Annotated in this window: 15 protein-coding genes; 5 read left to right on the top strand and 10 right to left on the bottom strand. The window is 66.9% G+C overall.

Annotated features, from left to right (window positions below; translation table 11 throughout):
- Position 1: 1 nt before the first annotated feature.
- From PW734_10690 to PW734_10680, 3 genes are read left to right on the top strand one after another with little or no spacing between them, the layout of a single operon-like run.
- Positions 2–1603, top strand: a complete 1602-nt coding sequence (locus PW734_10690; protein ID MDE1171654.1) for a glycosyltransferase — start codon at positions 2–4, stop codon at positions 1601–1603.
- Entirely contained in the window at positions 1604–3229 is a 1626-nt protein-coding gene (locus PW734_10685) for a glycosyltransferase (GenBank protein MDE1171653.1), read from the top strand.
- Positions 3226–4767, top strand: coding sequence for a hypothetical protein (locus PW734_10680; protein ID MDE1171652.1), 1542 nt, complete (start codon positions 3226–3228; stop codon positions 4765–4767). The genes PW734_10685 and PW734_10680 overlap by 4 nt, the downstream gene beginning before the upstream one ends.
- Here the strand turns inward: PW734_10680 and PW734_10675 are convergent.
- Complete coding sequence (locus PW734_10675) at positions 4748–5299, bottom strand: pseudouridine synthase (protein ID MDE1171651.1); 552 nt, start codon at positions 5297–5299, stop codon at positions 4748–4750. The genes PW734_10680 and PW734_10675 overlap by 20 nt on opposite strands.
- Positions 5300–5334: 35 nt before the next feature.
- Between PW734_10675 and PW734_10670 the strand changes: the two genes are divergently transcribed.
- Positions 5335–6021, top strand: coding sequence for an aminotransferase class IV (locus PW734_10670; GenBank protein MDE1171650.1), 687 nt, complete (start codon positions 5335–5337; stop codon positions 6019–6021).
- Here PW734_10670 and PW734_10665 read toward each other — a convergent pair.
- The 7 genes from PW734_10665 to gap are packed head-to-tail and all read right to left on the bottom strand — an operon-like array spanning position 5963 to position 12767.
- Positions 5963–6847, bottom strand: coding sequence for an ABC transporter permease (locus PW734_10665; protein MDE1171649.1), 885 nt, complete (start codon positions 6845–6847; stop codon positions 5963–5965). The two genes, PW734_10670 and PW734_10665, sit on opposite strands and share 59 nt — an antisense overlap.
- A gap of 2 nt (positions 6848–6849) precedes the next feature.
- On the bottom strand, positions 6850–7767 hold the full coding sequence (locus PW734_10660; GenBank protein MDE1171648.1) for an ABC transporter permease: 918 nt from the start codon (positions 7765–7767) through the stop codon (positions 6850–6852).
- Positions 7764–9332 carry a peptide ABC transporter substrate-binding protein gene (locus tag PW734_10655; protein ID MDE1171647.1) on the bottom strand — a complete coding sequence of 523 codons (1569 nt, stop codon included), beginning with the start codon at positions 9330–9332 and terminating at the stop codon, positions 7764–7766. The genes PW734_10660 and PW734_10655 overlap by 4 nt, the downstream gene beginning before the upstream one ends.
- A 20-nt stretch (positions 9333–9352) precedes the next feature.
- Positions 9353–9682 carry a preprotein translocase subunit SecG gene (gene secG, locus PW734_10650; GenBank protein ID MDE1171646.1) on the bottom strand — a complete coding sequence of 110 codons (330 nt, stop codon included), beginning with the start codon at positions 9680–9682 and terminating at the stop codon, positions 9353–9355.
- A gap of 12 nt (positions 9683–9694) precedes the next feature.
- Entirely contained in the window at positions 9695–10483 is a 789-nt protein-coding gene (tpiA, locus tag PW734_10645; GenBank protein MDE1171645.1) for a triose-phosphate isomerase, read from the bottom strand.
- A 5-nt stretch (positions 10484–10488) separates the two neighbouring features.
- A complete protein-coding gene (locus PW734_10640; protein ID MDE1171644.1) occupies positions 10489–11709 on the bottom strand; it encodes a phosphoglycerate kinase in 1221 nt (406 codons plus the stop codon).
- A gap of 8 nt (positions 11710–11717) precedes the next feature.
- On the bottom strand, positions 11718–12767 hold the full coding sequence (gap, locus tag PW734_10635; protein ID MDE1171643.1) for a type I glyceraldehyde-3-phosphate dehydrogenase: 1050 nt from the start codon (positions 12765–12767) through the stop codon (positions 11718–11720).
- A 250-nt stretch (positions 12768–13017) separates the two neighbouring features.
- On the opposite strand from gap, the gene PW734_10630 reads away from it, so the two are divergent.
- Positions 13018–13635, top strand: coding sequence for a VTT domain-containing protein (locus tag PW734_10630; protein MDE1171642.1), 618 nt, complete (start codon positions 13018–13020; stop codon positions 13633–13635).
- Here the strand turns inward: PW734_10630 and PW734_10625 are convergent.
- Together PW734_10625 and speA are read right to left on the bottom strand one after the other, a co-directional pair.
- A complete protein-coding gene (locus tag PW734_10625; protein ID MDE1171641.1) occupies positions 13622–14584 on the bottom strand; it encodes an endonuclease/exonuclease/phosphatase family protein in 963 nt (320 codons plus the stop codon). The two genes, PW734_10630 and PW734_10625, sit on opposite strands and share 14 nt — an antisense overlap.
- A 5-nt stretch (positions 14585–14589) precedes the next feature.
- Positions 14590–16524, bottom strand: a complete 1935-nt coding sequence (gene speA, locus PW734_10620; protein MDE1171640.1) for a biosynthetic arginine decarboxylase — start codon at positions 16522–16524, stop codon at positions 14590–14592.
- Positions 16525–16593 lie beyond the last annotated feature (69 nt).

The following is a 16593-nucleotide window of genomic DNA, read 5'->3' as shown; positions in this document are numbered from 1 at the left end:
CATGAGCCGCCCCGTCACCCTCATCGGCCTCCACGGTCCCGCCCCCTCCGACCTGCACGGCTGGCTGAAAGCCGTCGCCGCATCCTCCGGGGAGCCCTGCCGCACCCTGCCCGTGCCGTGGGGGAACTTCGCCGCCCTCAACCAGGCCATCGCCTCCTGCCCGGAGGACGACGTGGTGCTGGCCGTCGATCAAGTGAGCCTGGAGACCGACCGCTGGCTGGCCCCGCTACGGAAGTTGGCGGAGGAAAAGAACGCCGGCGTGGTGGGAGCAAAGCTCTACGACCGCATGGGGCTCATCTACTCCTGCGGACGGCTGGTGATCCACCGCTTCGGCATGTTCGAGCACATTTCCAACATCGGCTACGGCCAGTCGGACATGGCGCTGTACGACAAGCCCGTGGAAGCCGATTCCGTCATCCCCTGGCTATGCTTCATCCGCCGGGACGCCCTCAACACCCTGGGCCGTCCGCCTTTCGAGGAAGGATGGACAGCGGTCCAGGGCGCGGGGCGCCCCCCCTGGATGGAAAGCGACGACCTTTGCCTTTCCCTCCGCGAGAAAGGCTTCTCCGTCTGGACCGAGCCCTCCGTCACCCTCCACCACCCCCGCACGGACACCTTCGCCTTCATGCAGCAGACGCTGAACGTCCCCTCCATGGGGGAAATGGCCATGCCGATGGTGAACCTCTGGAACAAGAAATGGCGGTGGAATCCCGCCTATCCCGACCTGCACGCCATCCGCGCCCTCTACGGGGAGACGCCGCTCTGCTGGCGCATCGGCAAGCGGCTCCTGGACGAGTGGGAGTCCCCGGAGCCACCCGTCGACCTTCTCATGGTGACGCGGAACAACCTGGCGCTCCTCAAGACCACGCTCGAGTGCGTGGCCAAGACCGCCTATCCCGCCGCGCGGCTGAAGATCCTCCTCAACGGCAGCACGGACGGGAGCAAGGCCTACCTGGAGGAACTCCGGAACTCCTTCCCCTTCCCCATCGAGATCGCCGAGTCTCCCGTGAACGTCGGCCTCACGGCGGGACTCAACTGGCTCTCCTCCCTCAGCGACGCGCCGCTGGTCGCCCGGCTGGACGACGACATCGAGATGGAGCCGGATTGGCTGGCCAAGCTCGTCGCCGCCCTGCGGGCCAATCCCTACGCCGGAGCCGTGGGGACAAAGGTCGTCGACATCGAGAAGCCCGACACCCTCCTGTGGGCCGACTACCGCATGTGGCCGGACGGCATCAACCATCAGACGGAAAAGGACGGGGGGCAATACGACTATCTCTCCCGCACCCTGGGGAACATGGGCTGCATGATCCTTTACCGGCAGAAGGCCTATCGCGCCGCGGGCCCGCTCGACATTGCCCTGAGCCCCATCTCCTGGGAAGACCTGGACCATCAGATCGCCCTGTGGGCCGCCGGCTACGATGTGCTCTATGAGGGCCGCGTGGCCGTGAAGCATCCGTGGAAGCCCCTTCGGGACCACTGCCGCCGCAGCCGCGGCAGCCAGGTGGGCAACGGCATGAAGAGCCGCTACAAGTGGGGCACCGGCGCGTTCCAGGCCATCGACCGGGGCCTGGACCTGGCCGGCCGCCGCGCTTCCGCTTCCTGAATGAGCCTCCTTCTCCAGCGGGTCCGCCTCTGCCGCCTGGAACGGGAGGAGACGGGCGAGGCCGCCTCCTTCACCCCCCACGACGACACCCTCTGGCTGCGGCGAGGCCAGACGGCCTATTGGAGCGCGCCCCGGCAGGACGTGCGGGAAGAGGAGAGCTTTCTCCAAATAGCCGCCGGGGCCACGGCCTCCTTCGACACCTTTTTTAACGCCTTCTTTTTTTCCACCTGGCGGCGGCTCGCGCCGCTGCGGACCCTTTCCCTGCGGCTGGAAATGGAGGGGAACGCCTTGGTGGAGGTCTTCGTCCACGATGAGCGCGGGGAGCGGCGGCGCCTGGCCGCCGCCGTTGCCCAGGGCCTCTTTCAGCACGACTTCGACGGCGCCCTGGACCAGGCGCTCCGCTTCAGCTTTTCCCTGACCGGCCAGGAAGGCGGCGCCCGCCTCCTGGGCGGGGAATGGACGACCCGGGACGAGGCGCCCGCCGCCGCCCCGCGCCTGGCCGTGGTCTTCCCCACCCATAACCGGGCCCGCTACGCCCAGCGGCTCATCCGGCACCTCATGGAGGACGAGGTCCTGCGGCGGGAAGGCGTCATCCTCTGGGTCACCGACCAGAGCGACCGGGAAGAGCTGGAGCCCGTCGATCCGGAACGCTGCCGCATCGTCCGCCAGCCCAATCTGGGTTGCAGCGGCGGCGTCACCCGCGCCCTGTATGAGGCGGGGAAATCCTCCCCCGCGCCGACCCACTTCCTGATCCTGGACGACGACATCTTCCTGGAGACCGATTCGGTCCTGCGCGCGCTGCGACTTTTCCAATTCTCCCGGCAGCCGCTGGTCGTCGGCGGCGTGATGCTCGACCTCCTTCAGCCGAACGTGCTGCAGGGCATCGGCGACCGGCTCACCGCCACGGACAAGGGGTTCCGGGAAGTCGATCCCCGCTTCTCCGGCCTCTCCGTCGATCTCCCCGGCGCGCTCGACGGGGCGCAGATCCCCTTCGCCTCCGACTTCGCAGCCTGGTGGTTCTGCATGTTCCCCGCCTCGCTCATGCAGCAAATCGGGCTGCCCGCGCCGTTCTTCGTCCGCTGGGACGACATCGAATACAGCACCCGCGCGCTGGCCGCAGGATACGCCGTTCACGTCCCCCCGGGCATCGGCGTCTGGCACCAGCCCTTCCGCAAGAAGACGGCTCCCTGGATGATGCGGCTGAATGTCTACAGCCTGCTGGTCTACCACGCCGTCCATCATCCCGAGGCGTTCCGGCCTTTCCTGGACTATCTGGCGGAGGAAACGGAGGCACTGCTCTCCCGCCATCAATACCGGCGCGCCGCGGCCCTCCTCGGCGCGATGGAAGACGCCTTCGCGGGCTGGCGGCACTTTTCCACCCGCCGTTTTCCGCAGCACCTGGAAACGCTCCGGACCGAGCTGGACGTCTACCTTTTGAATGAAGAGGAAACCCCCGTTCCCAGCGGGGAACAGGCCTCCTCCCTGGAACGCCGCCTCGCCGCCTTGGCCGATGCCGAAGGGGAAACGGCCCGGACTTCCTTGGCCCAAAAGCTTCCCCTCTCCTACGCTCCGGCGGCGTGGGAGCATTACTTTGCCCACGGCAGCCTGGAGGGCTTCGCGGCGTGAGCGGCATCCTCCAACGCATCCGCTTTGCCCCGGAAGACCCGCAGGTCGAGGCGACGCTCTTTAGCCAAACCGCCTGGCGGCGGAAACGGAACCGGCTCTACTGGCAGGAGGAAGGCGGCCTCCTGGACGGCGACACGTTCTTCAACTCCTTCCCGCTGGCCGCGTGGAGATCCCTCACCACCCTGCGGACGCTTTCCCTGAGCTTGCTCGTGGAGGGGGAAGCCCGGATCGAAATCTTTTCCCAGGACGCGCTGGGCCTGGCCCGTTCCTTGGGCTCCTTCACCGCTTCCGGGGAGTTCTCCCACGCGTTTGACCTGGATGCGGAAGCCTGCCGCCACGCCCTGCGCCTCCGTTTCACCGTGCGCGGCGCTCTGCGGGAAGGTTCCTGGCGGACTGCCGATCCCCTGCCCCCGGCAAAGCTGGCAGTCCTCGCCGCCGTCCGGCGGCCCACCGGCTACCTGGAAAAGGTCCTGACCGATCCCCTGCTGGAGGCGGAGGGGGTGCGCCTTCACATCGTCGAGCAAAGCGCCCGCCCCGTTCTGGCGCCCTTGGCCGGACCGCGCTGCCGCGTGACCGCGCAGCGGAACCTGGGCGGCGCGGGCGGCATCGGCCGCGCTTTCCTGGAGGAATGGGACGGGGACGCCACCCACTTCCTGACGCTCGACGACGATGTCGAGTTCGACGTCGACGTCATCCTGCGGGCCTTGCGCGCGGCGCAGCTGGCCCGCGCGCCTTTTGTCCTGGGCGGCATCTTCCTGGACCCGCTCCAGCCGCACCTGATTTCCTCCGCCGGGTCGATCCTCCACCAGAACGACCGGGACTTCTGGCAAGGCTACCCGCTCCTGCACCGGCTCGACGCGGGCAAGCCGGACGGCCTGGACGTCTGCACGCTGCCAAAAACGGGCCAGGTGCCGACGTGGTCCTTTTGCCTTATCCCGGCGGCGGTGGTCCGCCAAATCGGGCTGCCCCTGCCTCTCTTCCTTTCCCACGACCTCGATTACGGGCGGAGGCTGGCGGAGGCGGGCCACTCCGTGCGGATGCTGCCCGGCGTCGGCACGTGGCAGTTCTATTCCCTGGAGCGGCGCGGCGCGGCCCCGGAGACTCTTTTCCTGGAGCAATACAACCTCCTACTCCACAACGCGCGGCGCGGCCAGGCCGCCTGCACCGCCCTTTTCCATAACAATGTGGGCCGGGCGATGGGCCACCTCCTCAAACACCGCCATCTGGGCGCCGCCTCGCTCATCATGGGGCTGGAACACTTCCTGGCCGGATGGCCCCACTTCCGTTCCCGGGTCCTGCCCGGATGCCTTCAGCCCCAGCGGCAGGAGCTGGGCCTTTATCCGCCGGAGATCCAGCCGCAGCCCCATCCGGCGCTCCACGCCCACCTTTCCGGACGGCTGGACCGGGTGCTGGAGGTATTCCAGCAGCACGGGCGGGAAATCCAGCAGCTGTGGGAGGAGAAGCTCCCCCTCACCACCGATCCGAAGGCCTGGCGCGCCTACGCCGCCACGGGCAATCTCACCATTTTGCCGGAATAGGCTTCCACCGGCCCGGCTCCAGGCCCAGGTTCGTCAACGCGATCCCCTCAATCTCCACCCGCAGGAGCCGCAGCGTGGGATGGCCGATGGCGGCCGTCATCCGCCGGACTTGGCGGTTCTTTCCCTCCACCAGCTCCAGGCCGATCCAACAGTCCGGCACGTTCTTGCGGAAACGGACCGGCGGATCGCGCGGGGGAATCGCCGGCTGGGGGTCCAGGAGCCACGCGTGGCACGGGCGCGTTCGATAGTCTTGGATCGTCACGCCGCGTGAGAGCTTTTCCAGCGCGGCGGCGTCCGGCAGCCGCTCCACCTGCGCCCAGTAGGTCCGGCGATGGCCCCGGGCAGGGTCCAGGAGACGGTTGTTCAGCCCCGGCTCGTCGCTGAGGAGAAGGAGCCCCTCACTGTCGGAGTCGAGACGGCCCAGGGGATAGACCCCTTTCGGGAAGCCGAACTCGGCCAGCGTCCGGTTGGGCGAGCCGTCCGGAGTGAACTGGCTTAGGACGCCGTAAGGCTTGTGGAAGGCAAGGACCATTGCGCCGAAAATAGAAGTGCGGCACGATCGGGGCAATGTCCTTCCTGCCCTGGCTCGGCCTCTTTGAAACGCTCCGCGTGAAAGACGGCGCCCCCCTGGAGGCGGCGGAGCATTGGGAAACGCTCCGCGCCTCGGCGGCGGCCCTGGCCATTCCTCTGCGTGGAGAGAGGCCGGAACGCTCCCTGCCCCAGGAAACGGGCCGCTGGCGCTGGATCGTCGACGCGGAGGGAAACCTCTCCGAGTTCTTTTCCCCGGAAGCCGATCCCGCCCCCGTTCCCTATCGCCTGGCCCTGGCCCCGCAGCGGCTGGGCAGCCGGAATTGGGATGCCCGGCACAAGACGATCAGCTACCTGACCCATTGGCAGGCCCGCCGGAGCGTGGAGGCGGACGAGGCTGTTCTCCTCAACGAGCACGGCCTGCTGGCCACCGGGGCCATGAGCAATCTCTTTTGGGTGAAAACGGGCCGCCTCCACACGCCGCGCTCGGAAGCGGGCTGCCGCACGGGCGTGGTGCGCGGATGGGTGCTGCGGCACGCCGCCGTGGAAGAGGGCGATTACCCCGCTCAGGCGCTCGACGAGGCGGACGAGATCTTCGTCACGAACAGCTGGATCGGCATCCGCGCGGTCTGCGCCTGGAATGGGCGCACCCTGGCCACCGGGCCGGTTACCGCCGGATTGATCGCGGATCGAGCAGGTCGCGCAAGCCGTCCCCCAGGAAATTGAGGGAGAGGAGCGTCAGGGCCATGAAGAGGCCCGGGAAGACGAGGAGCCACCAGGAGACGCGCAGCGGGTTGATGACCTGCGCGCCGTCCGCCATGAGGGAGCCCAGAGAGGCCGCCGGGGCCTGCACGCCCAATCCCAGGAAGCTGAGGAACGATTCCTGAAGGATCACCGCGGGGATGCTCAGCGTCAGATAGACCAGGACGATGCCCAGGACATTGGGCAGCAGGTGGCGGATCAGGATTTGCCACGGCCCCTGCCCCAGGGTGCGGGAAGCCTGGACGAAGGGTAGCTCCTTGATGACCAATACCTGTCCCCGGACGACGCGGGCCATGGTCAGCCACTCCACGCAGCCGAGGCCGATGAAGAGAAGGGCCAACCGCACCTGCGCACGCAGGGAGGGATCGGAGGCATGGGAAAAGAGCCGCGCCACGGGCTGCTCCAGCGCCGCGATGAGGACGATGACGAAGATGAGGCTGGGCAGCGCGTAGAGGGTGTCGACGACGCGCATCATGAAATTGTCGATCCGCCCGCCCAGATAACCCGCCATGGCCCCGTAGGAGACGCCGATGACCAGGCTGACGAAAGCACCCACAAGGCCGACGAGGAAGGATATCCGCGCGCCGTAAAGCAGGCGCGTCAAAAGGTCGCGCCCGTGCAGGTCGGTGCCGAACCAGTGGGCGGCGCTGGGCGGCTGGAACTGGGCGGCGGAGGTCTGGTCGTAGCGGTAGCCGGTGAGGAGCGGCCCCGCGACGGCGGCCAGGACCAGGAGGACCAGCAGGACGGCGGAAGCGGCCAGTGCCGGATCGGACCAGAAGCGGCGGCTCATCTTCATGTCAGGCGGATGCGGCGGTCGAGCCACGCGTAGAGAATATCGACCACGATGTTGAAGCCGATGAGCAGGACGCTGTAGAGGAGGACGATGCCGCCGACCATGAAGAGGTCGCGGTTCAGCACGCTGTTCACGAAGAACGGCCCGATGCCGGGAATCGCGAAAAGCTGCTCGATGACGAGGGAGCCGGTCAAAAGATTGGCCGCCAGGGGGCCTGCGTAGGAGACGACCGGCAGGATCGCCACCTTCAGCGCGTGGACCAGGACGACGCGCTCCTCCGTCATACCCTTTGCCCGCGCGGTGCGGATGAAATCCTGCCCCAGCACGTCCAGCAGGCTGGCGCGCATGAGCCGGGCGATGGCCGCCGCAAAGGGCAGCGCCAGGCAGACCGCCGGGAGGATCAATTCCCGGAACCCGCCCCAGCCCGCCACCGGCACCCACTTCCAGGCGACGCCGAAGAGAAGGATGAACAGCGGCGCCAGGACGAAGACCGGCAGGGAGATGCCCAGGAGGGCGGCGAACATGGCCAGCCGGTCGGCGGCCCGGTTGTGAAAGACCGCCGCGAACGATCCCAACCCCACGCCGATGCCGAGGGCGACGACGAAGGCCGCCGCGCCGAGCGTGAGGGAGACGGGCAGCGTCTGCTTAAGCACCTCGTTGACCGTGCGGTTCCGGTAGCGGGTGGAGAGGCCCAAGTCGCCGTGGCGGAGGTGGTCGAGGTAGTGGAGGTATTGCTGGCCGGGCGTCCCGTCCAGCTGGTAGCGGGCCTCCAGCTGGCGGAGAATGGCCGGAGGAAAGGACCGTTCCGTGCTGAAGGGGCTGCCCGGCGCCAGGCGCATGAGGAGGAAGGTCAAGGTGACCACGGCCAGGAGGACCGGTACGGCGGCCAGGATGCGGCGAAGGAGGAATCCGGTCATGGCGCGGGTTCCCTCCAAAAAAGCTCACGCAGGGGGTGCTCGTCCATCGCATTCGGGAAGAAGCCGCCCAGGTGGTCGGGACGATAGATGGAGATGGCCACGTAATTGTAGAGCGGCGCGATGGGGGCCTCCTGGCTGAGGATTTCCTCCGCCTGGCGGAAAAGGGCGTAGCGGGCGGCGCGGTCCGGCTGGCGGCAGGCCTCCTCGATCAGCCCGTCGTAGCGGGCGGAAGACCAGCCGGTGCGGTTGTTCCCCCGGCCGCTCATGAAGCAGTCGAGGAAGGTGTTCGGATCGGGGTAATCGGCCACCCAGCTGGAGCGGGCGATGTCGTAATCGAGCTCGCTCAAGGAGTTGAGGTAGACCTTCCATTCCTGGTTCCGCAGCTCGATGGAGATGCCCAGGTTCTCCCGCCACATGTCCTGGATCTCCGTGGCGATCTGCTCGTTCTGCTCGCTGCTGTTGTAGAGGACGGAGAGGACGGGGAAGCCCTTCCCTCCCGGGAATCCGGCGGCGGCCAGGAGCTTCCGCGCGCGCGCCGGGTCGTAGCTCATCCCCTCCGGCGGGGTGTAGCCGCCGATGCCCGGCGGGACGAAGGTGCCGGCGGGCGGTTCCCCGGCGCGGGTGATTCGGTCGACCAGCCGCTTGCGATCGACGGCCAAGGCCAGGGCCAGGCGGACGCGCGGGTCCTTCAGGGGCTTGCGCGTGACGTTGAAGCGGTAGAAGTAGGTCCCGTAGATGGGCTGGGAATGGAAATAGGATTTCGACCTCAGGGCGTCGATGAAGAAGGCCGGGACCATCGACTTGTCCAGGATCAGCCCCGCCTCCCCGGAGTGGAAGAGGTTAAAGGCGGTGGTGGCGGAAGAAAGGGAGAGGGCGTCGATCCGGCGGAAGGCGACGTCCCGGGCCCGCCAATAGTGCGGATTTTTCACCAGGGTGATCCGGTCGTTGATCCGCCAGGCGCCCAGGGTGTAGGGGCCGTCGGTGACGAGCTTGCCGGGCTTGATCCAGTCCTCCCCCCACTGCTTCATCGCGCCCAGGTGGATCGGCGCCAGGGTGGAGCAGGCGCAGAGGTCGAGGAAGTAGGGCGTCGGCGCGGAAAGGGTGACGCGGAGGGTCTGCGGATCGGGCGCCTTCACGCCGACCTCGGCAAAGTCGGAAAGCGCGCCGGTGTTGTAGGCCTGCGCGTTGACGATCGGGTAATACTGGTAGGCGTATTCGGAAGCGGTCAGGGGCTCCAGCGCGCGGCGCCAGGAGTTGAGGAAATCGGCGGAGGTGAGCGGGTCCCCGTTGCTCCAGCGGGCGGCACGCAGGTGAAAGGTGTAGACGCGCCCGTCGGCGGAGACGTCCCACTTTTCCGCGATGCCGGGGATGATCGCGCCGCGGCCGTCGCGGGAGGTCAGCCCCTCGAAAAGGGCTTCGCAGAGCCGGATCTCCGGCTGGCCGGTGACGACGTGGGGGTCCAGCGTCTCCGGCTCCGCGCCGTTGATGAAGGTGAAGTCGGCGGGCGGCAACGCCCGGCCGCATCCGCCCAAAAGGAGGCAGAAGAGAACCGGAAGGACGCGCATCCAGCCCACCGGGGAAAAGGCTAAGGAGCCTTCGGAGCGGGCGTGGCCGGGGCCGTCTGGGCAGCCGGGGTCCCGTGGAGGCGGCGGGAGAGGTCGGTCTCCTGGCGGCCGCGGTGGCCGTAGAGCCAGGCCAGGGCGATGGCGCTCAGGAAGAAGATGCCGATCAGCCAGGAGGTGAAGCGGATGAGGATGGTGGAGGTCTGCGCGCCGAAGACCGACTCCGTCAGGCCGCCGCCGAAGGCCGCGCCGAGGCCGTCCTGCTTGCTGCGCTGCATGAGGATGGCGAGGATGAGAAGGCCCGAGACGCCGAAGAAAACGACGAGCAGGAAGCCGATGAAGAAGTTGATCATGGGATGTGTGGGTTAGGCGGCGGCGGGAGCTTCCACCCCCGCGCTGAGGACGATAGAGGAAAAAGCGCGGCCGTCCAGGCTGGCCCCGCCGACCAGCGCGCCGTCGATGTCGGGCTGGTGAAGGATCTCGGCGGCGTTCTCCGGCTTGACGCTGCCGCCGTATTGGATGCGGAGCTTGCGCGCCACCTCGGCGGAGATGTGCTGGGCGACGACGCCGCGCACGTAGGCGTGGGTCTCCTGCGCCTGCTCCGGGGTGGCGGTGCGGCCTGTGCCGATGGCCCAGACGGGCTCGTAGGCGATGACCATGTCGGCCAGGTCGGACTCCGGGATGCCCTGCAGGCCCACGGTGATCTGGCGGAAAAGGACGTCGCGCCAGGAGCCGGACTCGCGCTCCTCCAGCGTCTCGCCGACGCAGACGATGGGGCGGAGGTTCCCGGCCAGGGCGGCCTTCACCTTTTGGCAGACCAGCTCGTCGCTCTCATGAAAATACTGGCGGCGCTCCGAGTGGCCGATGATGACGTAGCGGCAGTGCAGCTCCCGCAGCATCTCGACGGAGATTTCCCCCGTGTAGGCGCCGCTGGCGGCCTGGTGGACGTTCTGCGCGCCCAGGAAGACGTTGGGCACGTCCGCCAGCATCTCGGAGACGGCGGAGAGGGCGGTGAAGGGCGGGCAAAGGACGATGTCGACGGCGTCGAACTTCTTCACGCCGAGGAAGACCTCGTTGACCAGCTTCCGGGCGTCGGCCGCGGTGCGGTTCATCTTCCAGTTTCCGGCGACGATCTTTTTGCGAAGGATGGCCATGGGATTTACTCCTTGTCGGGGATGCAGGCGACGCCGGGAAGGACCTTGCCCTCCAGGAATTCCAGGGAGGCTCCGCCGCCGGTGGAGATGAAGCTGACGCGGTCGGCGACGCCGGCGCGCTTGACCGCCTTCACGGAGTCGCCGCCGCCGATGATGGTGACGGCCTGGCCGTGGAGCTTGGCCACCGCTTCCGCGATGGCGAAGGTGCCCTTGGCGCACTCCTTGACCTCAAAGACGCCCATGGGGCCGTTCCAGAGGACGGTCTTGGCCTTGGCGATTTCCGCCGTGTAGGCCTTGACCGTCTCCGGGCCGATGTCGACGCCTTCCCAGCCATCCGGGATGCCCTCTCCGGGCTGGATGTAGCGGCCGGGGGAAACGGTCTTCGCGGCGAAGTCGAATTCCTCGACGATGTAGTTGTCCACCGGCAGGAGGAAGCGGACGCCCTTGGCCTTGGCCTTTTCCAAGGCCGCCTTGGCGGTGCCGATCTGGTCCGGCTCGACGAGGGATTTGCCCACCGTCTTCCCCAGGGCCAGGTTGAAGGTGTAGGCCATGGCGCCGCCGATGAGGATGACGTCGGCCTTGTCCAGCAGGGCCTCGATGACCTGGATCTTGTCGGAGACCTTGGCCCCGCCGAGGATGACGACGAAGGGCTTTTCCGCGTGGGCGACGGCGTCTCCCAGGAACTTCAGCTCCCGCTCCATGAGGAGGCCGATGGCCTTCTCCTTCACCAGGTGGGCGACGCCCTCCGTGGAGGCGTGGGCGCGGTGGGCCGCGCCGAAGGCGTCGTTGACGTAGACGTCGGCCAGCTTGGCCAATTCCGCGGCGAAGGCGGGGTCGTTCTTTTCCTCCCCGGCGTGGAAGCGGGTGTTCTCCAGCAGCAGGACCTCACCCGGCTTGAGGGCGTCGGCGGCGGCCTGCGCCTTGGGGCCGACGGTTTCCTCGCAAAACGCCACGGGGGCGCCGAGCAGCTCGCCCAGGCGGGCGGCGACGGGGCGGAGGCTTTCCTTCGGGTTCACCTTCCCCTTGGGACGGCCCAGGTGGGCCGCCAGGATGACGCGCGCGCCCTTTTCCCGGAGGAGCTTAAGGGTGGGCAGCGTCTCCTTGATGCGGGTCTCGTCGGTGATGACCTGCGCGCCGTCCTTCTCGTCCAGCGGGACGTTGTAGTCCACGCGGACGAGGGTGCGCTTCCCCTGGAGATCCAGGTCCCGGATGGAAACCTTCGCCATGTCGCGCCTTAGAGGGACTTGATGACGTGGCGGACCAGGTCGACGCAGCGGTTGGAGTAGCCCCACTCGTTGTCGTACCAGCTGACGAGCTTGAAGAAGCGGTCGTTCAGCTCGATGCCGGAGCCGGCGTCGAAGATGGAGGAACGGGTGTCGTGGATGAAGTCGGTGGAGACGACCTCGTCCTCCGTGAAGCCCAGGATGCCCTTCAGGTAGGTCTCGCTGGCCTTCTTGAGGGCGGCGGAGATTTCCTTGTAGCTGGTCGGCTTGGCGGTCTTGACCGTGAGGTCGACGACGGAGACGGTCGGCGTCGGCACGCGGAAGGACATGCCGGTGAGCTTCCCCTTCACTTCCGGGATCACCAGGGCCACGGCCTTGGCCGCGCCGGTGGTGGACGGGATGATGTTGATCGCCGCGGAACGGCCGCCCTTCCAATCCTTCTTGGACGGGCCGTCGACGGTCTTCTGCGTGGCGGTGTAGCTGTGGACGGTGGTCATCAGGCCTTCCTCGACGCCGAAGCCCTCCTTCAGGAGGACGTGGACGACGGGGGCCAGGCAGTTCGTCGTGCAGCTGGCGTTGGAGATGATGTGGTGCTTGGCGGGGTCGTACTTGTCGTGGTTGACGCCGACGACGACGGTGATGTCCTCTCCCTTGGCCGGGGCGCTGATGATGACTTTCTTGGCGCCGGCGGTGAGGTGGCCCTTGGCCTTCTCGGCATCGGTGAAGAGGCCGGTCGACTCGATGACGAGGTCGACGCCCAGGTCCTTCCAGGGGAGCGCGGCGGGGCCTTCCTTCACGGCCAGACACTTGATCTTGTGGCCGTCGACGACCAGGACGTCGTCCTCGTGCAGGTCGGCCTTGGACTTTTCGCTGCTCACGGCGCCCTTGAAGGAGCCCTGGGTGGAGTCGTATTTGAGGAGATAGGCCAGGTTGTCGGCGGGAACCAGGTCATTGACCGCGACGACGTCGACTTCCTTGCCCAGGAGGCCCTGCTCGACGATAGCGCGAAACACGAGGCGGCCGATGCGCCCGAAACCATTGATGCCGATCTTGATTGCCATAGTAGTGGAGTCTTTCTTTGAGGATTGTCCCGCCTGATTAAAAGCGGGAAGCGGACTTTAGAAATCGCCCGTTGGAGCGTCAACGGGAAAACGGGCCCGGCCCGGGTCCTCCCGCGGTATCTCTTGATATCCAGCCGGAACGGCGTTTTGGAAGGTTTAAAAAACGCGATTGCGCCCAGAATCACCTTGGCGAATCGCGCCGCCGCACAAAGTCCTTTTCTTTTCCCCCCGTTCGCCTAGCACCCCCGCTATGACCCGCCTTGTCGCCCGCCTTTACGAGTGGACCCTGCACTGGTGCCGCACGCGCTACGCTCTGCCCGCGCTGGTCCTCATCGCCATCGCGGAGGCTTCCTTCTTCCCCATCCCGCCGGACGTGCTGCTCATCGCCATGACGCTGGCCCATCCGGAGAAGTGGTTCCGCAACGCGGCAGCCACGCTGGCCGCCTCCCTCGCGGGGGGGCTTCTGGGCTGGTCGATCGGTTTCTTTCTGTGGAAATGGCTGGCGCCGCACGTCTTCGCCAGCCACTTCATGACGCACGTCCTCCATTTCACGCCGGAGGTCTTCGCCCAGGTGAAGCACTTTTACGACGCGAACGCCTTCCTGGCCATCCTCGTCGCCCCGTTCACGCTGGTGCCGTATAAGATCTTCACCATCGCCGCGGGCGTCTGCGAGGTGCCGATCCGCACGCTCCTCATCGCCTCCTTCCTGGGACGCGGGCTGCGCTTCTTTTTGGTGGCGGGCCTGACCCGGCTCTACGGGAAGAAGCTGGAGCAGTTCTTCGCCCGATACTTTAAGCTGCTAGCGGCGGCCTTCACGGCGCTGTTGGTGGCCGCCTTTTTCGCCTACAAGTTCCTCAAGGCAAGCTGAAGCGCGCGCAGAGGGGGCGGTGATCGCTCGCCTCGCGCGGGTCGAGGTCCGGCGGATCGTCCGCCTTCGGGCGGAAGAGGAAGGATTCCCCCGGCAGGAAGCGGGCGCGCAGGGAGTCGTCGGCAAAAAGATAGTCGATCTGCTCGTAGCTCCGGCGTTGGCGGAACCACTCGGTCCAGCGGTCGCCCAGGTAATCGGCCAGCGGCAGCTCCGCCAGGCTGCCGCCTTTCAGCACTTCCGCCACGGTCCGGCTGTCCGGCGTGTCGTTGAAGTCCCCCATGACCAAAAGGTCCTGGCCGGGATGGTCCTTTAGGAACGTGTCGACGTGGCGCCGCAGGAGCCGCGCCTCGTTCCGGCGGACGTAGGCGTCCCCGGGCTCGCCCTCCTCCCCTTCCACCGACTTTTCCGGCCACTTCGATTTGAGGTGCGCCGTCATGACTTGAAGGGAGTAGCCCGGCGCGACTTCGATCCGGCAGTTGAGGAACCCCCTCCCCACGCGGAAGCGCGCCCGCTTCCTCTCGCCCGTGCTGGGACTGTGCAGCGTGACGCCGAAGGTTTCCCGGTTGAACGCGTGGTCTTCGGCGATGGGGTATCGGGAAAAGAGCGCCATCTCGATGCGGGTGTCCTCCCCGCGCGCGGTGGAGACGTAGGGGTAGTCCAGGCCTTCGGCGGCCAGTTCCCGGCGGAAGAGGGCCAGGTTTTTGTCGTCAGGGGCCTGGATGATCTCCGCCACGCCCAGGATGTCCGGGCGGACGCGCTTTAGGATGGCCAGGACGGAGGCGACCTCCCGGGGCGGCTTCATCGCGTGGGGGAGGAACTGGCCGTCGATGCGGCGGTCCGTCTCGCCCCAATTTTCGACGTTCCACCAGCAGACGGAGAAGGTGCGCTCCTCCGCCGCGGCCAGGGCCAGCCCTAAAAGCCAGACCGCCAGGAACGCCGCCCACCGCATAGGCGCTACGGCGTGAACTGGAGGTAGGTGGTCCCTTCCAGGCCCTTCTCGTAGTTTTCGAGGAGGCGCATTCCCTCGTTCGGCCGAAGGACGTCGGCCTTGATGGCGGCGTCGATCTGCGCCTTCATCGCGCGGGCAATGGAGGGGGTGTCATACTGCACGGAGGCCAGGACCTGGCCGATGGTGCCTCCGGGGATCGTCTCCTCGATGTAGAAGCCGTCGTCCTCGTCCGGGTCCAGGAAGACGTGGGCCTCGTTCACGTTGCCGAAGAGGTTGTGCAGGTCTCCCATGATGTCCTGGTAGGCTCCCATGAGGAAGATGCCCAGGTAGTAGGGCTTCCCGCCGGGCGCGTGGAGGGGGAGGGTCTTGCGCGGCGCTTCCTCCCCGGAGATGAACTGGGAGATCTTCCCATCGGAGTCGCAGGTAATGTCGACCAGGGTGGCGTCATGCAGGGGCCGCTCGTTGAGCCGGTGGACCGGCGCGATGGGAAAGGGCTGGCCCAGCGCCCAGTGGTCGATGAGGGACTGGAAAACGGAAAAATTGCAGAGGAACTGGTCGCTCAGCGAATCGCGCAGGCGGCGGATGTCCTCCGGAATCTTCGAGGAATCGCCGTAGAAGCCGACGATCCGCTCCACGATCTCCCAGAAAAGGGTCTCCACCTGCGCCTTGGTGCGCAGGTCGATGAGGCCCAGGTCGAAGCGGCTCTGGGTCTCTTCCTTGATCTGCACCGCGTCGTGGAAATGCTCCCGGCGGTTCTTGCGGTTGAGAGTTTCGCGGATTTCCAGGAGGTTGGCGGCCAGCTTGTGGGCGGGCTTTTCCGGCTGGCTCGCCTTCTCGCCGATCTCCAGGAGCTTCGTCTTTTCGATCGCGCCGAAGACGTTGACGATGAGGACGGAGTGGTGGGCCACGATGGCGCGGCCGCTCTCGCTGACCAGGGTGGGGTGCGGGACCTTCTCCTCGTTGCAGACGTCGGCGACGTTGTAGACAATGTCCCGCGCGTATTCGGCCAGGGTATAGTTGATGCTGGCGTCGCTGGCGGAGCGGCTTCCGTCGTAGTCGACGCCCATGCCGCCGCCGACGTCCAGGTAACCCAGGTCGAAGCCCTCCTGCCGCAGCTTGGCGTAAACGCGGGCCCCCTCCCGCACCGCGCGCTTCACGGTCAGGATGTCCGGGATCTGGGAGCCGATGTGGAAGTGGAGCAGCTTGAAGCAATGGGCCATGCCGCGCTCCTTCATGAGGGCGGCGGCCTCCAAAAGCTCCGCCGTGGTGAGGCCGAACTTGGCGTCCTCCCCGCCGGAGAGAGCCCAGCGGCCCTGCCCCTTGGCGCTGAGGCGGACGCGGATGCCGATGAGGGGCTCCACGTTGGCGCTGGCCGCGTGGTCCAGGATGGCGCGCAGCTCCTCGATCTTTTCCACGACCAGGATGATCTTCTTCCCCAGGCGGCGCCCCATGAGGGCGGTCTCGATGAAGACCTGGTCCTTGTAGCCGTTGCAGATCATCAGGCTCTCCGGGTCCTTGTGGAGGGCCAGCCCGGCGAAGAGCTCCGGCTTGCTGCCCACCTCGATCCCGTAGTGGAACTCGGTCCCGGCGTCGATGATCTCCTCCACCACCTCGCGAAGCTGGTTTACTTTGATGGGGAAGACGCCGCGGTAGACGTTTTGGTAGCCGGCCTCCTGGATGGCCTCGGCAAAGGCCCGGTTAAGCCGCTGCACGCGGTGGCGCAGGAGGTCCTGGAAGCGCAGGAGCATGGGGAACTTGAGGTTGCGCTCGCGCGCGTCGTCGATCACCTCCATGAGGTCGATCTCCGCCCCTTCCTCCTGCACGGGACGGACCGTGATGTGGCCCTTCCCGTTGACTTGGAAATAGCCGCCTCCCCAGCGGTCAATCTGATACGTGCGCAGCGCCTGCTCCAACTCCCAGGGGGCTTCGGAATTTGTCATTTCTGTGAAGCACTTATAAAGGGACTGCGGGCCCACTTGTCAACGCGCCCCCGCATGGTAAGTGTTTAG

This window comes from Verrucomicrobium sp., from assembly GCA_028283855.1.
Taxonomy (GTDB): domain Bacteria; phylum Verrucomicrobiota; class Verrucomicrobiia; order Methylacidiphilales; family GAS474; genus GAS474.
The sequence above is the reverse complement of the archived record's forward strand: the minus strand, read 5'-3'. Positions and strand labels throughout refer to the sequence as shown.